The 18,014-nt window shown below is 44.2% G+C and carries 15 protein-coding genes; 8 read left to right on the top strand and 7 right to left on the bottom strand.

From position 1 onward, the window contains the following. The coding region (locus ACWVCM_RS07545) for a PAS domain-containing protein (protein WP_455201118.1) at positions 1-1,965 on the bottom strand (1,965 nt) is incomplete at its 3' end. Between the two features lie 290 nt (positions 1,966-2,255). Between ACWVCM_RS07545 and pfkA the strand changes: the two genes are divergently transcribed. After that, positions 2,256-3,233: a 6-phosphofructokinase gene (gene pfkA, locus ACWVCM_RS07540; protein ID WP_455201117.1), complete on the top strand. Its 978-nt coding sequence runs from the start codon at positions 2,256-2,258 to the stop codon at positions 3,231-3,233. 7 nt (positions 3,234-3,240) lie between these two features. Here pfkA and ACWVCM_RS07535 read toward each other — a convergent pair whose 3' ends face one another. From ACWVCM_RS07535 to ACWVCM_RS07520, 4 genes are all read right to left on the bottom strand, one after another. After that, a complete protein-coding gene (locus ACWVCM_RS07535; RefSeq protein ID WP_455201116.1) occupies positions 3,241-4,011 on the bottom strand; it encodes a metal ABC transporter permease in 771 nt (256 codons plus the stop codon). A gap of 2 nt (positions 4,012-4,013) precedes the next feature. Next, entirely contained in the window at positions 4,014-4,919 is a 906-nt protein-coding gene (locus ACWVCM_RS07530) for a metal ABC transporter substrate-binding protein (RefSeq protein WP_455201115.1), read from the bottom strand. 16 nt (positions 4,920-4,935) lie between these two features. Beyond that, on the bottom strand, positions 4,936-6,192 hold the full coding sequence (locus ACWVCM_RS07525) for a TonB-dependent receptor (protein ID WP_455201114.1): 1,257 nt from the start codon (positions 6,190-6,192) through the stop codon (positions 4,936-4,938). Between the two features lie 92 nt (positions 6,193-6,284). Further along, positions 6,285-6,605, bottom strand: coding sequence for a hypothetical protein (locus tag ACWVCM_RS07520; RefSeq protein WP_455201113.1), 321 nt, complete (start codon positions 6,603-6,605; stop codon positions 6,285-6,287). A 139-nt stretch (positions 6,606-6,744) separates the two neighbouring features. Here ACWVCM_RS07520 and ACWVCM_RS07515 point away from each other — a divergent pair, with 139 nt between their 5' ends. From ACWVCM_RS07515 to ACWVCM_RS07485, 7 genes are all read left to right on the top strand, one after another. Continuing rightward, complete coding sequence (locus ACWVCM_RS07515) at positions 6,745-7,002, top strand: DUF504 domain-containing protein (RefSeq protein WP_455201112.1); 258 nt, start codon at positions 6,745-6,747, stop codon at positions 7,000-7,002. A gap of 7 nt (positions 7,003-7,009) precedes the next feature. After that, positions 7,010-7,783, top strand: a complete 774-nt coding sequence (locus ACWVCM_RS07510; protein WP_455201111.1) for a hypothetical protein — start codon at positions 7,010-7,012, stop codon at positions 7,781-7,783. Between the two features lie 336 nt (positions 7,784-8,119). Next, on the top strand, positions 8,120-11,530 hold the full coding sequence (locus tag ACWVCM_RS07505) for a PAS domain S-box protein (RefSeq protein ID WP_455201110.1): 3,411 nt from the start codon (positions 8,120-8,122) through the stop codon (positions 11,528-11,530). 141 nt (positions 11,531-11,671) lie between these two features. Further along, positions 11,672-12,280: a response regulator transcription factor gene (locus ACWVCM_RS07500; protein WP_455201109.1), complete on the top strand. Its 609-nt coding sequence runs from the start codon at positions 11,672-11,674 to the stop codon at positions 12,278-12,280. Between the two features lie 429 nt (positions 12,281-12,709). Then, complete coding sequence (locus ACWVCM_RS07495; protein WP_455201108.1) at positions 12,710-13,168, top strand: PilZ domain-containing protein; 459 nt, start codon at positions 12,710-12,712, stop codon at positions 13,166-13,168. Positions 13,169-13,241: 73 nt separating this feature from the next. After that, the gene (locus tag ACWVCM_RS07490; protein WP_455201107.1) at positions 13,242-13,667 is read left to right on the top strand and encodes a PilZ domain-containing protein; all 426 of its coding nucleotides are present in this window, start codon (positions 13,242-13,244) and stop codon (positions 13,665-13,667) included. A gap of 293 nt (positions 13,668-13,960) precedes the next feature. Next, complete coding sequence (locus tag ACWVCM_RS07485) at positions 13,961-14,833, top strand: alpha/beta fold hydrolase (RefSeq protein ID WP_455201106.1); 873 nt, start codon at positions 13,961-13,963, stop codon at positions 14,831-14,833. Positions 14,834-14,957: 124 nt separating this feature from the next. Here ACWVCM_RS07485 and ACWVCM_RS07480 read toward each other — a convergent pair whose 3' ends face one another. Beyond that, entirely contained in the window at positions 14,958-15,596 is a 639-nt protein-coding gene (locus tag ACWVCM_RS07480) for an OmpW/AlkL family protein (RefSeq protein ID WP_455201105.1), read from the bottom strand. 464 nt (positions 15,597-16,060) lie between these two features. Beyond that, positions 16,061-17,782 carry an ExeA family protein gene (locus tag ACWVCM_RS07475; protein ID WP_455201104.1) on the bottom strand — a complete coding sequence of 574 codons (1,722 nt, stop codon included), beginning with the start codon at positions 17,780-17,782 and terminating at the stop codon, positions 16,061-16,063. Positions 17,783-18,014: the final 232 nt, after the last annotated feature.

The raw sequence follows: 18,014 nt of genomic DNA, 5'->3' as shown, positions 1-18,014 counted from the left end.
GGCAACCAGTTCTTCCAGGTGGCGGCGGTGTTTATCAAGCTCCCGCTGGGCGGTTATCCGCTCAGTAACATCCTGTACCAGTGAAGAGACGCCAATCACTTTTCCTGAGTCGTCTACGAGTGGTGTGTTATACCATTCACAAATTATTGTTTTACCTGTCTTCGTTATGTTTTCGTTGGTGCTTCTGGTGCCCCCTGACATATGAAGCAAAGCGTTCCATATCTTATCGACTTTTTGCACAATCTTTTCGGATACGATTAAACCAACTGGTATTTTACCGAGCGCTTCTATGCGAGAATAACCAAATATTTTTTCCGCGGCCGGATTCCACTCGATAATTTTGAAATCAGTGTCAAAACTGATGACACCCAGGGGAGTTTGTTGGAAATGAAGACTTAATTTTTGTTGTGATTCGAGTAAAGCCGCTTCGGCCCGTTTACGTTCGGTAATGTCCTGCACGGTACCAATCATCGATTTGAGCTTGCCCGTTTCGTCAAAATTTAAAAATGCACTGGCGTACACTTGGCGTATGGTGCCGTCCGGCCGCAAGATCCTGAACTCCATAGGCTGAGTTTTCTTTTCAGCGATGACCTTCTGTTGTCCTTCATAAAGTTTCTGTCGGTCATCAGGATGTATAGCGTTTTCTATGACAGTTTCTGCTGAACCATCGAATGCTTCTTTTGACAAACCAAAGATACGATGCATTTCATCGGACCAGGTATATTTATTGGTGGCGATATCCCAGGAATAACTACCGATATGTGTTATTTCCTGTGACTTTGCCAACAGGAATTCGCTTTGTCTTAATGCTTTCTCAGACTCCCTACGTTCCGATATATCCGTGACAGTACCCACCATTCTTAAAGGTTTGCCGGTGCTGTCGCGATAAACACTACCCTGGCCACTTAACCAGTGCAGTGAACCATCAGGAAAAATACAGCGATGTTCAACGTAGTATGGCGCGTTGTGTACCAGGGTTTGTTCAATAGCATTGTCAATGATGCCTAAATCATCCGGATGTACCAGTGAACGATATGCGTCGTAGGAGCCTTGAAAGGATCCAGGTTCCATGCCGAACATGACCTCGACACCCTCTGACCACATCACTTCATTAGTTTCCGTATTCCATTCCCAGGTGCCAGTTTTTCCGGCCGCCAGGGCATGGCTGAGGTGTTCCTGACTTTTTTCCAGGGCTGCCAGTGCATGTCTCCATTCAGTAACATCCCGGCTTGACACTGTTATCGCGATAACTTTGCCGTCACGCAGTACCGGGCTCGCACGGTTCTCCAGGTAGGTAATTCCATCGGCGGATTCATAGTCGATTTCAAACCGGGTGGGTTGCCCGGTTCTTATCACGGATTCATACGCGTTTTTTAGTATGGGCACCTGTTCCGGTTTAACAAAGTCATAAGCTGACTGTCCTATGACCTGGTCGATGGTGAGGTCTGGTACCGTATGATTGATATAGAGTATCTTGCCCTGCGGGTCGATCAGCATTATGTAGTCGGCGGTATTCTCGGTAATGGATTGCCACTTGGCCTCGGAATCCTGGAAGGCCTGTTCCACGGAAATCATGCCGGAAAACTTGGTAGTACTGCTGGTTTCAGAAATGGGTTTACTGACCAACAGGAGGTATCGTGTACCGGACAGTTCAAGAGGACTGCAGGTTAATTCCACGTCGACAGAACCGCCTAGATGATTGTTAGCTCGCCATAAAAAGACTTCATAGGATTTGGCGTCCTGTATTGCCTGCAGGGCGTTGGCCGTTCCAGACTGCTTGTCAAACTGGTAAAGTCTTCCTAAGCCCAGTTTATTGAGGGCATCTAGCGAAAATCCAAACAAGCGAGAATGACAATCGTTAATGGCAATAAAGTCTCCGGTTTCGGCGGCGACGATGGCCATTGCGTCATGGGATGCATCTAAAATAACGCGCGCACTTTTTTCTATCGGAATAATCGATTCCATTTATTGCTTTTAAAATATTCCAGATTTATAGACATTTATATACAGATTTGAATGTGACAAACGCTATTTTTTGCCAACTTCATGGCTGTATATAAAGTGCAGGTGGAAGTCAGTTTTGGCTAAATACCCGCCGCTCTAACAACTCTAGTACAGCTGCTAAATATTTGCCATTGATGCATTAATGAAACCAGTCTTACCTCAATATTGTTGGAACAAACTATCATTTCAGGCCACAAAAATTAGCGTATGATATTAAAGATACCCGTTCAAAATTACCAATAATCAGGAAAATGGCCCGTATAAAAAAAATTGCTGTTATTACCAGTGGCGGCGACTCTCCCGGAATGAATGCCGCGGTACGTTCAATTGTTCGAACGGCTACGCATTATGACCTGGAGGTATTCGGTTTCATGCATGCCTATCAGGGTTTAATAAACAATAACTACATAAACCTCAACAACCGTTCAGTTTCCAATATTATTCAACGTGGCGGTACCATTTTACGTAGCGCACGTTGTAAAGCATTTCGTACTCCCGAGGGCAGGGCACAGGCTGCCAAAAATCTCACCGACCTGGAAGTTGATGCGCTACTGGTAATCGGCGGCGATGGTTCATTGCGTGGTGCGCATGCATTATCAGAGATTTGGCCCGGTCAAATCATCGGACTGCCGGGCACAATTGATAATGATTTATCGGGTACGGATTTTACGATTGGGTTTTTTACAGCACTGGATACGGCGCTTGATGCGATAGATAAAATTCGCGATACCGCTGATGCTATCGACCGGGTGTTCGTCGTCGAAGTCATGGGACGCATGGCAGGCTTTATTGCTGAAGGTGTTGGTATAGCAGGTGGTGCAGAAGAAATCCTGGTGCCGGAGCGAGGTGTTGAGATGAAAAACCTGGTGAACGATATTCAGCAGGCGAAGGCAAAGGGTAAAGTCAGTTTTATCATCGTAGTTGCAGAAGGTGCTTATAATGGTGGTGCGACAACATTGGCGACAGAGCTTGAAGAACAATCCGGTGTGGAATGTCGTCCGTGCATATTAGGCTATATACAACGCGGTGGTTCACCTGCGGCACTGGATCGTATTCTGGCAACCCGGCTGGGTGCGCACGCTGTCGAACAGGCAGTCGAGGGTGCAACAAACATTATGGTGGGAATGATAAACAGCCAGTTGGCAGTTACACCACTGGAGCAAACCTGGGAACAGAAGAAATCTCTGGATCCTTACCTGTATAAGTTGCACCGGATACTGGCGCAATAACAGCTGGTTAATTTTGTTTTGTGCGGATTCTTTTTACCACAGAAAGAGAGCTGGCTACTGCAATAGCGATGATCGCCAACGCCCACACAACCACTGCGCCGGAAGGTAAATCAAATATTGCCGATACTAATAATCCAGTAGCATAACCCATTAAGCCAATCGTATAACCTGCCCACAGGCGATGTTGTTGCATGCTGCGAGTTGCGAGGGCCGGTATGATCAAACTGGCGAACACCAGATAAATACCAACCAGTTGCACTGACAAGGTTACAGTAATGGCAAAAAGTATGTAGAAACCGGGACTGCCAAATCGTTTATAAAAAGTAAACCAGCCGGCAAGCACCAAAGCATAGATGACAATAACTGGAATTAAGGATTCATAAGTTACCCATAATATCTGTCCTACAAGTAGTTCCTTAATGTGTTCGCCTGCGTGAGGATTGTTAGCAAGCAATAAGATGCCAGCTGTGGCAGCCAGAATAAATACAACACCAATGATGGCTTCCTGAATATCTGGCCAACGCTTCTCACACCAGTACAAAAACAGGGCGCCAGTCAACGCGGTACTTACCGCAATACTTTGTACTTCCCAGCCATGGGTTTCCCAGCCAAAACTATAAGCAGCGATAACGCCAAGTCCGGCTATTTGGGCAATAGCGAGGTCGATAAAAATAATACCGCGACGTAGCACTTCCTGACCCAGGGGTACGTGAGTTAAAACGACAAGGCTTCCTGCCAGCATTGCCGGTAACAGGATGCTAAGCTCCAGGATGTTCATGTCTAGTTCGTATCGTTAAGCAATAAGTCTAATGTTTCGTCCATTAATGCAAACAGGTCATTGGCTTTATCACTTCCACCGACCGTAAATGGTAATTGCACAGCGGGTATGCTTGTTCGCGCGCTTACCCACAAGGCCGCTTTGTCGTGTTGATAACTGGTGTAGATAATCAATTTTGCCGGCCTGGATTGTAAGCTCGATAAAAGTTTGGCGAGATGACTGGTGCTTGGTGGGACGCCGGGTTTCGATTCCAGTGTGCCGGCTTCCTCGATACCCAGCCAGTCGAACAGGTATACCCAGTCTTTATGGTGAACCACAATGCGCTTACCTTTTAGTGGCGTAGCCTTAGCGTTCCATTGCTCCATAGCGGCTTGCCAGCGCGATTGAAATTCATTCCCACGCTGCCGGTATTGAGCGGTATTATCAGGATCGATTTCCATGAGCCGTTCTGTTAATGCCGCGGCTATAGTAGCAATACGCCGTGGATCCAGGTGTACGTGGGGATTACCCTGGATATGGACGTCGCCCATAGAGCGATCCGCTTTTTCCAGTACTTCCAGACGTTCTACCTGCATTGCCGCTTCAAAGTAACCAGGCTGGCCGATTTGCACTTTTTTATTGGCGGATGAACGTAACAGCAGCGGAAGCCAGCCAATTTCCAGGTCGGCACCCGAACACACTACCAAATCAGCGCGGCGCATTTTAGCAATTAATGACGGCCTGGCCTCGATACGATGCGGATCCTGAAATGCGGTAGTGGCGGTGTAAATTTTCACATCTTCACCACCGAGCTCTCTGGATAGTGACGCCCATTCCGGTTCACAGGCAAACACGTTGATGCGAGCCAGTGTGATATGCGGAAAAGCCACAGTAACCAATACAATAATCAAACAGCTGATTTTGTTCATGAGCTTGCTCCAGCGGTTAGTACTTGTGAGCGCCATGGGAACCCAGGCTGGCTATAAACTGCAGGTAAATTCGATCGTCGGATACCTCACCAGAATCATCTTTCATGTATTGCACGCGAAACCGCGTAAATTCACTGGGAGAATAGTCGACCATCACTGTGCTTCGTTTTGGATCGTGGTCTGTAACCAGCTCAGTTTCTTCACCGAGTTCGTCTGGCGTGAAGTCACCTGTTACGTTGCTTAATTGATTATCGGTAGTCAGGTGGTCGTAACGCAGGCCAACGCGCCATCGAGGCATCCACTGGTAAACCGCTTGCACGTAGAAACCGGCCTGATCTCCATCATACTTCGCAGAGCCGGTAAGATTATTAATGTTGTCTGTATATTCCAGCTGGCCTTCTTCGTCACGAAAAAAATACTCAAACTGGATTTTCAGATTACGTTGACCTGGATTGCCCCTGGGCGCCCATTTGTAGACGAAGTCGATACCGGGAATGGACGTTTCACCATCCAGAATTTCCAGATCCGTATCCGCTGTGCCGCTACCATGGGCATGGCCACCACCTTCGCGTACATCAAATTGCGTTGTGTAATAGGACAGGCCGGCCTGCCAACTGGAGCTAACACTAAAGTCACCGCCGGTTTTGACGAACAAGGTTCTGCCTTTATTATTTTCTTCGTTACTACCGCCGGGAAAATCGTCACCGGATCCTGTTTCCGCACCAAATTCCAGAAACAGATCGGTGGGTGCCAGCCAGCGTAGTTGAATACCGGTTTCCAGAACGTGATTGCCAAACATTGCGGCATACACCAGGGGTACATCCGCAAAATCTTGCGCATGATCGTGAATGGCATTGAGGTAACCCAGGCCGGAATAAAACTGTCCGGCTTTGATAGTGAAGCCGTTGCCCAGACCTAAAGTTTCAATATAGGCTTCTTCCAGCTCGACCACTGTTTCACTGTCTTCGCGCACAATCGCCACGTTAAACATGCCATAGAAATATTCATCAACATTGGCACTAAGCGTCAGCTCATTGTGTCCCATGGAAAAACCTTTTTCGTAAATACCGGCTTCTCCGCCCAATTGAAATCCGGGTAATTCAAACGGTTCGCTATAATCTGCATAACGCCCCTCAAGTATCAGGCTGATTGCAGGATTAAATTCATTGGCGCTGATGCGCCCCGTACTATTTGCCTGTGCAATTTCAGCCATTGCTACGAAAGCAAGCGTTGCCATCGAAATAATTAGCTTTTCTGTAAAACGCATGTTCACGGAAAACTCCCATCACATTCATCAAAACCGCCGTGATGTTAATCAGCGACGGTTGTATACCATTAACGAAAAAACGCTAATTCCGAATATGCTTAGAGAGCGGGAGGAGCTCTGACGGAGAATGCAGTGAAATGGGATTGAAAATAAGGCGAGAAGCCAGGAAAAGTATCTAACTCATTCTGCAACCATAAGTGATTACCGCTTTCGAGGGTAATAAGTCCGCTGGACAAATGATCAACAGCAATACAAATTTCGCAACTGCTGTCAGCATTATGCAGAGGATGCTCAAATTCCGTAAGAACAACAACGCCTTGCACCAGCAAAAAACTGAACAGGAATAATAAAACTTTTGTTTGTTGTTGCGAAGCCATGCTCAATAGGGGTGCCAGTTTCAATGAATTAGTGTCTGTCAATAACAGATTCTAAAGGAATTGTGAGCTCGGAAAGTCTAATACCTGCTTCAAGATTGTGTCAAGCATTGATGACTAACATTGCGACGTGATGTAAGTGCTATATTTAGGATGATGAGACAGTGCACAATTTCGTTTGCTTATGAAAACCGCACAGGAAATATTAAGCCAAATTCGCTGGGATGAACATCTGACAGCTGACAGTTTTATCATTGGCTACTATGACCGGATGGAAGATACGATTATAAAGGTGGCATTTAAAGAGATTCGATTCCCTGATGATCATCATTTCATGTTTGAGGTGATAGACGAAGAAGGTGACCTGCACTCTATTCCTTACCATCGCGTCAAAGAAATATATCAGGATGGCCGTTTAATATGGCATCGGAACAGTCAATGATATATCGATGATGACAACACGCTCTCGACTATTTGCTGGACATTTACAGGTTACCCTGTTGGTTTTGGCTGCTATTAGCTTTGCCACACTGAGTTGGTGGAGTCCTGAACCCTATATGAGCGCTGAAGGCGGCTGGTTAATTCTGATAATTTTAGCGGTAGTCAGTATTGTGGTTGGTCCGATGTTAACTTTATTACTCTACAAACCAGGGAAGAAGGGATTAATGCTCGATCTGGTGCTGGTTGGTATTGTGCAGCTTGGGGTATTAGCATTTGGTGCATTTACTATCTATGATCAACGACCAGTGTTTTTAGTATTTGCCGTGGATCGATTTACATTAGTATCAAAAGGGGATATTGATACCTCCCTGCTTGGGCCCGCTGTTTCCCTTCCGCGCTTCAATCAAAAGCCCGTCGCTGTTTATTCCAGGATGCCTGAGACCGCAGAAGAAAAAAACCAGCTGATACAGGAAGTGTTGGCAGGAAAGCCTGATCTGGAGTTTCGATCTGAGCATTATGAACCAATGAGCTTGCATTTACCGTCGATAGTTTTACGAAGTATTGACGGTGACAACATTCGTGATAATAAATCGGTCGCAGCGGGTTTGATTAATGACTTTGTTGCTCAGAACTGCTTAACCGTCGATGAGTGTGCTTATTTTCCGCTTGTGGGTAAGAAAAAACAGATATTGCTGGTGTTGCATCGCAAGGACGGAAAGGTTGCCGGCGCAGTAAATGTAGACCCCTGGAAAATAAAGGCAGGTGACCAGCCCGATACATAAAACCGATAGTCAGTCTCTCATACTGAAGCTATCACTATCCTTATAAATTTCACCAGTTAATCCACTTTCACCCCGGTGGATATTGTCAATGCGGGCTACATTTAATCAAGACTGGCCAATTTACGATTAGATTGCATTTAATTGTTTAAGATCAATCAGTAATGGCCAGTTTCCCGGTAGCATATGTCAATAATATCCAGTATGTAACATCGCCTGTTTATGCGCATAAATTCATCCGAAAAATTTCTGATTGCGGGTTCGCTCATAGTTATTTTATTGCTAGGGACAGCATCGTGGTTGATTCAGGATAGATTGCGAACTGACGCAGAACGTGAAATGGAACAATCACTCAGGGTAGTGCTGCAGACCACGCATCAGGCAATAAAATTATGGGTAAAGGACCAAAAAGCCGTGGCAAGCTTGTGGGCCAATTCTCCTGAACTGCGCCAGTACACCCAGCAGCTACTCGAGTTACCGCGCTCCAGGCAACAGCTCCTGGCTTCGCCAGTTAAAAACCTGTACCGCGAGCACCTAAGCCCTGCACTGGTCGGAATGGGGTATCAGGGCTTTTTTATTATCTCCTATGATTATGTAAATCTTGCATCCAGCCGCGATGAAAATATTGGTGTGAAAAACCTGCTCATTAAACAGGAAAAATTTTTTCAGAATATCTTGTCTGGAAAGCCTGCTTTAAGTTTGCCGGTTAAATCCGATGTACCGCTTAGGGATAGCAGTGGTGGATTAAAAAAACATTTACCAACCATGTTTGTAGGTGCTCCTGTACTCGATAGATCTGGTAAGCCAGTCGCGATCTTCGCTTTTCGAATGAATCCGGCGGATGATTTTACAAAAATACTTCAACAAGGCCGGATTGGAAAAACCGGGGAAACATACGCATTTGATGGTGAGGGGCGTTTGATTAGTAACAGTCGGTTTGTTGACGAACTACGAGAAATTGGCCTCCTCTCGAATGACCAGCTTGGCATACTGAATATTGAAATACGGGATCCTGGTGAACAGCTCAGGGCGAATAAAACAACTGTTTTACTTAAACAGTCCAGGCCATTAACTCGAATGGCGGCGAGTGCAATTGCTGGCGAGTCAGGTAGTGATTTAACAGGTTATCAGGATTATCGCGGTACATCCGTAATAGGGACCTGGTTATGGGATCACGATTTGGGTTTCGGTATTGCTACCGAACAGGATAAGAAAGAGGCCTATGAATCTATCCGGCATATACGGCTTGCCATAATTACACTCACAATTCTGGCAATGGTTCTGTCAATCGGACTAGTAATTTTGCATGTGGTTTACAGCAACATGAGACTCGCGGTGCAGCAAAAAAGTGATAGTGAAGCACGGTTACGCTTGTTACTGGAATCCGTGGGGGAAGGCGTTTTTGGTGTGGATTTACAGGGCAATTGTACTTTTATAAATCCAGCAGCGCTACACCTGCTAGGTTATAAAAATGCGTCCGATTTGGTTGGCAAAAATATTCACCCTATTATTCATCATACAAAGTTTGACGGCGAACCTTGCTCTGATGATGAGTGCCGAATATATGGTGCCTACCGCGAAGGAAAAAGTTTTTTTGTGGATGATGAGTTGCTATGGCGTGCTGATGGATCAAGCTTTGAGGTGGAGTATCGATCCGATCCTATTCATCGTGATGGTAAAATTAGTGGCTCTGTTGCCAGTTTTTCTGATATCACGTCTCGCAGGCAAGTTGAGTATGCTTTACGGAAAAGTGAAGACAAGTATCGTCAGGTATTTAATTCCATTCTGGATGTGTACGCTGAAATCGGACTGGATGGCACCATACTGGAAGTCAGTCCCTCGGTGAAATACCAGACTGGTTACACCCGGGAAGAATTACTGGGCCGTTTTATGGGTGATTTTTATGCGAATCCAGATGATCGGGAAAAGCTGTTAGCCCAAATTCACGGGGATGGCATGATTAACGACTATGAAACAGACCTGGTTGATAAAGACGGTAGTGTTCGCCAGTTTTCTTTTACCGGAAAAATTGTAACAGACGGAAAGGGGCAGCCATTAAAACTGGCAGGCGTTATGCGGGATATCGCAGATCGCAAACACACAGAAGATGTATTGCGTGATGCACGTAACGAACTGGAAAGGCGAGTTCAGGAACGAACCGCAGAACTGGAAGTGATTAATAAGGAACTTAGGCACGAAATTGAAGAACGTAAACATGCAGAAAGCGCGGTAAGGGAACGGCAGCAATTTATACAAACAGTTTTGGATTCCCTTGTGGATAACATCGCGGTAATAAACAAAGAGGGTGTAATTGTCTCAACCAATGAGGCTTGGCGAAACTTCGCACTCAAATATCGTAATGCCAGATTAATTCATTCTGAAATTGGAGATAATTATCTTGATGAGATTCGGACTTCAAGTAATTCAGGACTGGAAGAAGATAAATTGGCACTACATGGCCTGGAAAATGTTTTAAATGGTATTAGTGATAGGTTCTCCATGGAATATGCCTGTTGTGATTCACCACACGAAAAACGCTGGTTCGTTATGTATGTTACGCCTTACAGTGTTGGCGATGGAGGGGTGGTCGTTGCACATCGAAATATTAGTAACCGTAAACAGGCCGAGAATGCGTTGCGTAACGAACGTGACATGGCGCAACGTTATCTTGACACTGTCGAGGCTATCATTGTTTCTTTAAATCAGGTTGGGGAAATTACCCTCATTAACAGAAAAGGCTGTGAATTGTTAGGCTTTGCAGAAGAAGAATTATTAGGCAAAAACTGGTTTGGCACTTGTTTGCCGCAACCTGAAGGTATGGAAATTGTATATCCGGTTTTTAAGGAAATCATGCAGGGTAAACTGGAAACCGCTGAATATTATGAAAATCCGGTGCTAACCCGTACCGGGATCAAGCGCCTGATAGCCTGGCATAACAGCTATTTTCATGATGATGGTGGGAATATTATTGGAACATTAAGCGCTGGCGAAGATATAACGGATCGTGTGCATGCCGAAGAGAAAGCCCGTCAACATCAGGCTGAGCTTGCCCACATGGCCAGGCTGAATGTAATGGGTGAAATGGCAACGGGCATTGCCCACGAATTAAATCAACCCTTGTCGGCTATTGCTACTTATTCTGATGTTGCATTGAGGATACTGGAAACTGGAAAAGAGAAACCCGATAAGCTTAAAGAAGCAATTTTAGGTTCGCAGAGTCAGGCCAGAAGAGCGGCAGAAATTATTCGGCATTTGCGACAGTTGGTCAGCAAGAAGGCAGCGCAAAAAGGCGAAGCAAATTTGAACGATCTGATAAATAGATCCATGAAATTAATCGTTGCAGATGCGCGAAGGTATGGAGTCATAACAAAGATAGAACCAGATCTTAACTTACCAATGACTGTTGTCGATCCTATACAAATCGAACAGGTAATAATAAATCTGGTGAAGAATAGTATGGAAGCGATGTATGAAGCCGAAAGTACAACGCGCGAATTAACTATACGCACAGAAATGAATAGTGATGCCTGTATCCAGGTGACAGTGTCTGATACCGGTCCAGGCATGGATGAACAAACCAGGCGCCAGATATTTGAACCTTTTGTCACCACCAGGGAAGGCGCTGGAATGGGTATGGGGTTGTCAATCAGTCGCTCGATTATCGAGGCACATCATGGCAAATTATGGGTGGAATCAGAGCCCGGCCAGGGAGCAAGTTTTTTCTTTACCTTGCCAACAAATAAAATATGAATCATTCAGTGTCCGCGATTGAACTATTTGGTAATGTATACAATAAAGTGGCGTGTATCTGCGCAGGATTGTACATTATACAAGATACGAGGCTTGTTGCGCCTGATTTGAATTTCGCTGGTTATTATTTGAGGGATGGAAATGCGGTCTGATGTGGCAGTGTATATTGTTGATGATGATGCAGCGGTGCGAGACTCGCTGGATTTGTTGATGCAATCGGTTGGCCTGAATGCAACATGTTTTGCTTCTGCGCAAGCGTTTTTGGAGTCATATGATACATCGAAACCGGGGTGTTTGATTCTTGATGTGCGTATGCCTGAGATGAGTGGACTGGAATTACAGCGTGTTCTCAACGAAAAAAAAATCCAGCTTCCCATCATTATCATTACCGGACATGGCGATGTACCCATCGCGGTGCGTGCCATGAAAGCAGGGGCGATGGATGTTCTGGAGAAACCCTTCAACGATCAGGCTTTACTCGACGCCATTACTAAAGCGATCGATAAGAGCAGTGAGGCATTTGAGGAACAAAATCATCGTGTCAAATTCCAGCTGCGGGCAGAACATTTGTCACCTCGTGAACGGGAAATCATGGACTTACTAATATTGGGTAAAGGCAGTAAAGCGATTGCGGCGCAGCTAGGTATTAGCTCAAAGACTGTCGATGTCCATCGTATCCATATTATGGAGAAAATGGAGGTAAAAACCGTTGTAGAACTTGCTCGGTTGGCGGTTAGTAGTAAAAGCTAAGCTTTGAGACAGAATTGTCGCCGGGCTTTGTTTCAGGGGCATACTATCAATGAGTGGTAAGCCTGGTATTGGGATTGCCTCGTCTACAGAAATATCCTACAGATATCCTCAGTTATTCCTGGAAAATAATCAACCTGTAACTTCTATGTAATTTTATCAGTGTTAGTCTCTGGTTTTACTGCGCTTAACCTAAAATTCTATCCCTCATTGGATAGGGAAATTCCCTAGTTTCTTAAAGAAATGCCCAATATTCAAGCGACTAAAATCGAGTTAGAGTTTTGATAGGCACATAAGGTTTAACAAACCTTAGAAAGTAGCTTAATAAAAATAACTCAATAAGAATAACTCAATAATAACAACAACCAAAAAGAAACAAAGGCGCAGTATATAAAGTGATAGCCACATCAAACAAAAGTCGGGTGCATGCACATGATGAACAATCTATTTGAGAAACTCTCAGTTTTATTAACGGGTGATCTTGAAACAACTATGTTCGACGTAGAGCATTCGGATAACGCAGGGGATCGAAGGTGGGCAAACAGGTCTGCACTAAAGCTAAGGGTTAATCTGTATCGCAATGGGTCGATAGTGCGGAACAGTATTGCGAAGGATTTTAGCTTAAACGGTATGTTCCTGCGTTGTCACAATGCTGATCTGCAGGTTGGAGATGAGTTGGCGTTAGCAATTCCGGAAGAAAGTGACGGCGCAGAAAAATGGTATCCAATGCAAGTGAAGGTGACACGTGTTGCCGATAGCGGAGTAGGTATGACTTTTTGCCAGCACAACAGCCAGTCATTTAGCTGCATATGCAAGATGTTGCGTTTTCAATGCGATCAGAAAGCAGCTAGCAGACTGTCCGAAGGTTCGGGAGCACATGAAGCAGCCTGAACGGCTGACATAGTTACCAGCAATTTGATACTCGTTGAGAAGGTTATTCGTCTGTAATAATACGGAGGTTTGAATGGAGCATCGCTGTAGTGTAAGACTACCAATTGCGATGAATGTATTGCTGTATCATAACAACATTCCCGTCGTTCACTGTAAAACCGACGATATTGGCGCCGATGGTATGTTTGTGAAGTCAGGACCGCTGAAATACAGAACAAATACTATCTTGAAAGTGGAGTTTCGGTCCGGGAAAGGTAGTGAGTCAAGGTCTCATATGATAACGGCGATGGTGGTGCACCATGCAAAGAATGGATTGGGTCTGATGTTTCCCGGCGGTAGTTCGGAGGCAATGTTAGCCTGGCGCGACATGGTGAGACGAACAGTGCTGCAAAACTCCATTGATCAGATCGACACGATGTTAAAGGATTCCCTGGAAATAACATTCGACAATGAATTAGATAACATAAAAGATAAGGATAAGGCCCTTTCGATTGCTTAACGGTTTGCTGGGGGTTTTACGCATAGTAATAAATTGATACTAATTGCGTTCCTGGCAGACAGATCAGTTTTGGTTTTACATGCTCCATAGGCATCTGATAGCGATGGTTTATTGATTATATATTGATAGATCATCGCTTTTTTTTGTGCCTTGTTTTTTTCAGGGGAAGTTTTAATTTGTAATGACAGCTGAAGTCAGTTGAATATTCGTGGTTTTTCATTGTTCGCAGTTAATGTTATTTATTTCCACCTAATCTGATTTATACTCAACGATATAATGATAGTAAAGCGTATATGAGTATAGAATCACATATACATAAATTGCCCGATGGACGTCAGCTGGGTTACTGTATTGCCGGGGCTGAACAGGGTGAGCCAGTTTTTAGTTTCCATGGTTTGCCTGGTTCTCGTATAGAGAGCTATCTCCTGGATTCAGCCGCGACAAAACTTAATATCAGGATAGTTACGCCTGACAGACCTGGTTACGGTTTGTCATCTATACAGGCAAACCGTACCTTGCTGGCGTGGAGTGATGATGTAACCCATTTGGCTGATACACTCGGTTTTCAGACTTTTAGCACAATTGGCATATCTGGTGGTGCGCCTTGCGCACTCAGTTGTGCTTATCGTATTCCGCAGCGCATCAAGCGAACAGGTATTGTTTGCGGTTTGGGTCCAATATTTGCCACAGGGCTTTCAAATCATATGCGCTGGTTTGTGAATGCAGGATTTATTCTGGCACGTCATTACCCGCAGGCGCTAAAAATCACTCATGGTTTACCGGTAATGGCACTGGCAAAAACCAGCCCGGCGCTGATGCTGGATATTATAGCGATGGTAAATGGCGGTCCAGATAAACAGGTACTGCAGCATGCTGAAGTCAGGGATATGCTGATTTTAAATATTCAGGAGGCGTTCAGGCAGGGTACGGCGGGTGCGGTGCAGGACATGCAATTATATTCGCGAGACTGGGGATTCCCATTGCAGGATATTCCTGTGCATGTTGATATCTGGCATGGCGATCTGGACAAGGTTGTTCCCATATCGCATAGCCAGTATCTCCATGATCAACTGCGGGACTCCACATTCAACACTGTCCATGGACAGGCGCACTTCTCATTACCCATCACCTGTGCAGAAACAATACTTGGACAATTAACAGGTTAGTCGGGTGAATAAAACGTGACAAGATAGTTCGCCAGGACAGGTTTTTTTAATTAATAAATTACAAACCAACCAAAAAAAGGGGGAACGATTCAGGTTCCCCCTGGTTTTTCCTTTACTGCACTTGCTAGAAACTGGTGCCTACACCCAATGTATAGACCCAGGGATTAATGTCCACGTTGATATCACCCACATTTGTTTTAGCGGTTGTTTCGATATTGATGTAGCGGAGTACAAGATTGACATACCATTTTTTGCTAATATCAATGTCAATACCACCCTGTAACGCGAGACCAATGGAGTCATCCAGTGAAAGACTGGTGAGTCCTGCACTTGTACCCTCTGTAGTAATACTCTCGCTGAAAAACGTTGTATAGTTCAGGCCAATCCCAGCATACGGCCGCACGTTGGTTTTTGGTCGAAAGTGGTATTGCACGCTGAATGTTGGTGGTAGTTGATCGGTTTCAGCAATTTTTGTCCCATTTAAAGTAATATCATGCGAAAACGGATATGCAGCCAGCAGTTCAAAACCAATGTTATCCCGGAACATATAAGTACCATCTACTGATACAGATGTACCATCATCAACATCCACGGCATCATCAGGCAGTACACCCGCTGGACCAGAACTGCTAGCATCAGGAGCAACCATCGTCACTCCAAATCGAAGTAACCAGTCACCTTTTTCCACAGCATGCGCGATGCTGTTGCCTCCCAGCAAACCCATTACTAATAAGCCAAACATAATTTTTTTATTGACAGACATCTTAATAATCTCCCCAACGTATGAAAAAAAAGCGTTTAATGACAACCGAAAATAAACTTACGTATTTTATGGTTATAGAAAGGGATATTATTAGGTTATGCAATGGTGAGTTTGATATAGATCAATAAAACAAAAGCACATTAAAAAAAACTGGAATAAATACAACGAGATTTAAATTAGTTCTAATTCATACCCGATATTTGCTGACATGCGATTAATACATTTTTAGATATTTCCATCGAATAGTTGGTTGAAGATGTACCGAATTGTTTAACAGGCGATCAAAAAATAACGTTTAATAGCAGTTGTTTATTTTCGTTATAAGTGAGAACGATCGCCAGGCTTCGAGCAGGGTTTGAACAGGGTAACAGGCGTGCTGCTGCTTAAATTGGCGAAATGGTAGCGGAAGAAGAGACCAGTTAAATTTTCTACAGGATAAGAGGAGCTGGTTAGAGTAATTGTTTTTATTTAAAACCGGCAAATTCCAGATCGTATTGATTCAACTTTTCCTGAAGCGTGCTCGCGATTAAATTAAATGCTTCTAACGTCGCATCTAATCCAGGTCCATAAATAAACCACCAGAATGCAAATAAACTAATCACAGAAATAGTCATCCCCAACCTGGAAATCGGTGACCAACTTGCTTTTGAATGTGATGTAGATAATCGCTCGTATGCCTTGTTTTCGTCATCAAGTGTTGACGTTTCTATGCTCTGGTTCTGCGCCAGTTCCTCGATAATAATTTTTTTATCGTGTTCTTCCTGTATATTAGTTTGAGCTTTGGCAGTTACTATGTTTTGTGCCGATGAATCGGAATAAAATGGCGCTAATATTTGTAGTTCGTTATTGATTGCGCCACTTTGATGAGCTTCTTTGGTTAAAAGCTGTAAATTATTACCTTGCGTTTGATTGCTCGCCTGTCTTTGTGAAACCAGTTGCCTGGGCGTATTTTGCACCTTTGGTTCGACGGTTGACGCTAATTTCTTTGAAGCAACATACTGATCAGGCTTTCGTTTAGGATTTTTACTGGTATTTAACCGGAGTACATTGTTCGGTATTTCAGAAGGCATTCTTTTGATGGGTGCTTTAATATCCGTTTTTTCACTAACGACAGGTAATGTCGCAACAACTACCGAGTCATCGCTGTCAGAAGAATAAGATTGTTCTACAGACGTTTGCCTTGCAGGTTTTACCGGTTCTGGTTCAGATTTTGATTGGGATGAAGCCCTGTCCTGAACATTTCTGTACTGCTTTGAAGGCGAGGAAGGTTTTGGAGCAGCCCTGTCGAATTGTCGTATTTTGTCTGGTTTCGACGATCGAGTGTCTGGACTATCGATGACAGAAAAATCCGGATCCAGGCTCATTGGTGAAACACCGAGTTCTTCCTGAATTTCCTTGATTACTTTAAAAGCCAGTCTATGGTCGATAATATGCTTCTGGTCCAGGTAAGCTTCCAGTAAGATGCGATTGCACACTGCATTAATTTTACGGGGGATACCCGTAGAGTATTGAAAGATTAATGAATGGGTGGCTTTAGTAAATTCCGGATCCCGTTTCCAGCCTGCCTTGCTAAGGCGGTGTTCTATATATGCTCTGGTATCGTGTTGATTTAAGGGTTCCAGGTGTGTGGATACAATAACCCGCTGTTTCAGGTGAGCTAATTCTGGAAGTTCAAGTTTGTTCTCCAGTGGTTCCTGTCCCAATAAGAAACACTGCAATAAAGGATTTTCTCCAAGTTGAAAATTTGACAGCATTGAAAGTTCTATCAGGGATTTTGTATGTAAATTGTGTGCCTCATCAATTAGTAATAAAATTTGCTTCCCTTGTTTAGCCTGGTAGATAAAAAACTCTTCCAGTTTTTTTAAGGTTACGCCTTTATTGGAAGCTTTGGGTGTCGAAAGAAATGACGCCGCAACAAAATCAAGCAGGTCGTCAGCGCCGAGGTTGGACGTTACCACTTTCGCCAGTAGTACATCTTCACTTGGAAGCTCATTAATGAGGTTAAGCATTAATTCAGTTTTGCCGGTACCAGGTGCTCCGGTTATTACAACAAATCCCTCTCGTTGAAGGAATGCGTATCGGAGAAAGGCAAGTCCGCGTTTGTGACTAGCACCTTTAAAGAAGAAGAGAGGGTCAGGCGTTAACCGAAAGGGTGTAAGGGATAATCCATAAAATGACTCATACATTTTTGAATATCCCTTGCATGATTATAAGTCGCCTTTGCGTTAAACAAGAATTACATTGGAAAAGTCTCTGAACAGTCAGCGCATATTATAAGTATTAGCCTGATTATTTTTTAAACTGGTTTGTTGGCGCTAACTAACTACTTACTAAATGATATACAGGAAGCCGTAATTTTTCCAACCGAATCAAGATTTTTATAGTGTTAACTATTCACATTAATGGCGCGTTCGTAAG

Source organism: Kaarinaea lacus (assembly GCF_975902315.1).
The sequence above is the reverse complement of the archived record's forward strand: the minus strand, read 5'-3'. Positions and strand labels throughout refer to the sequence as shown.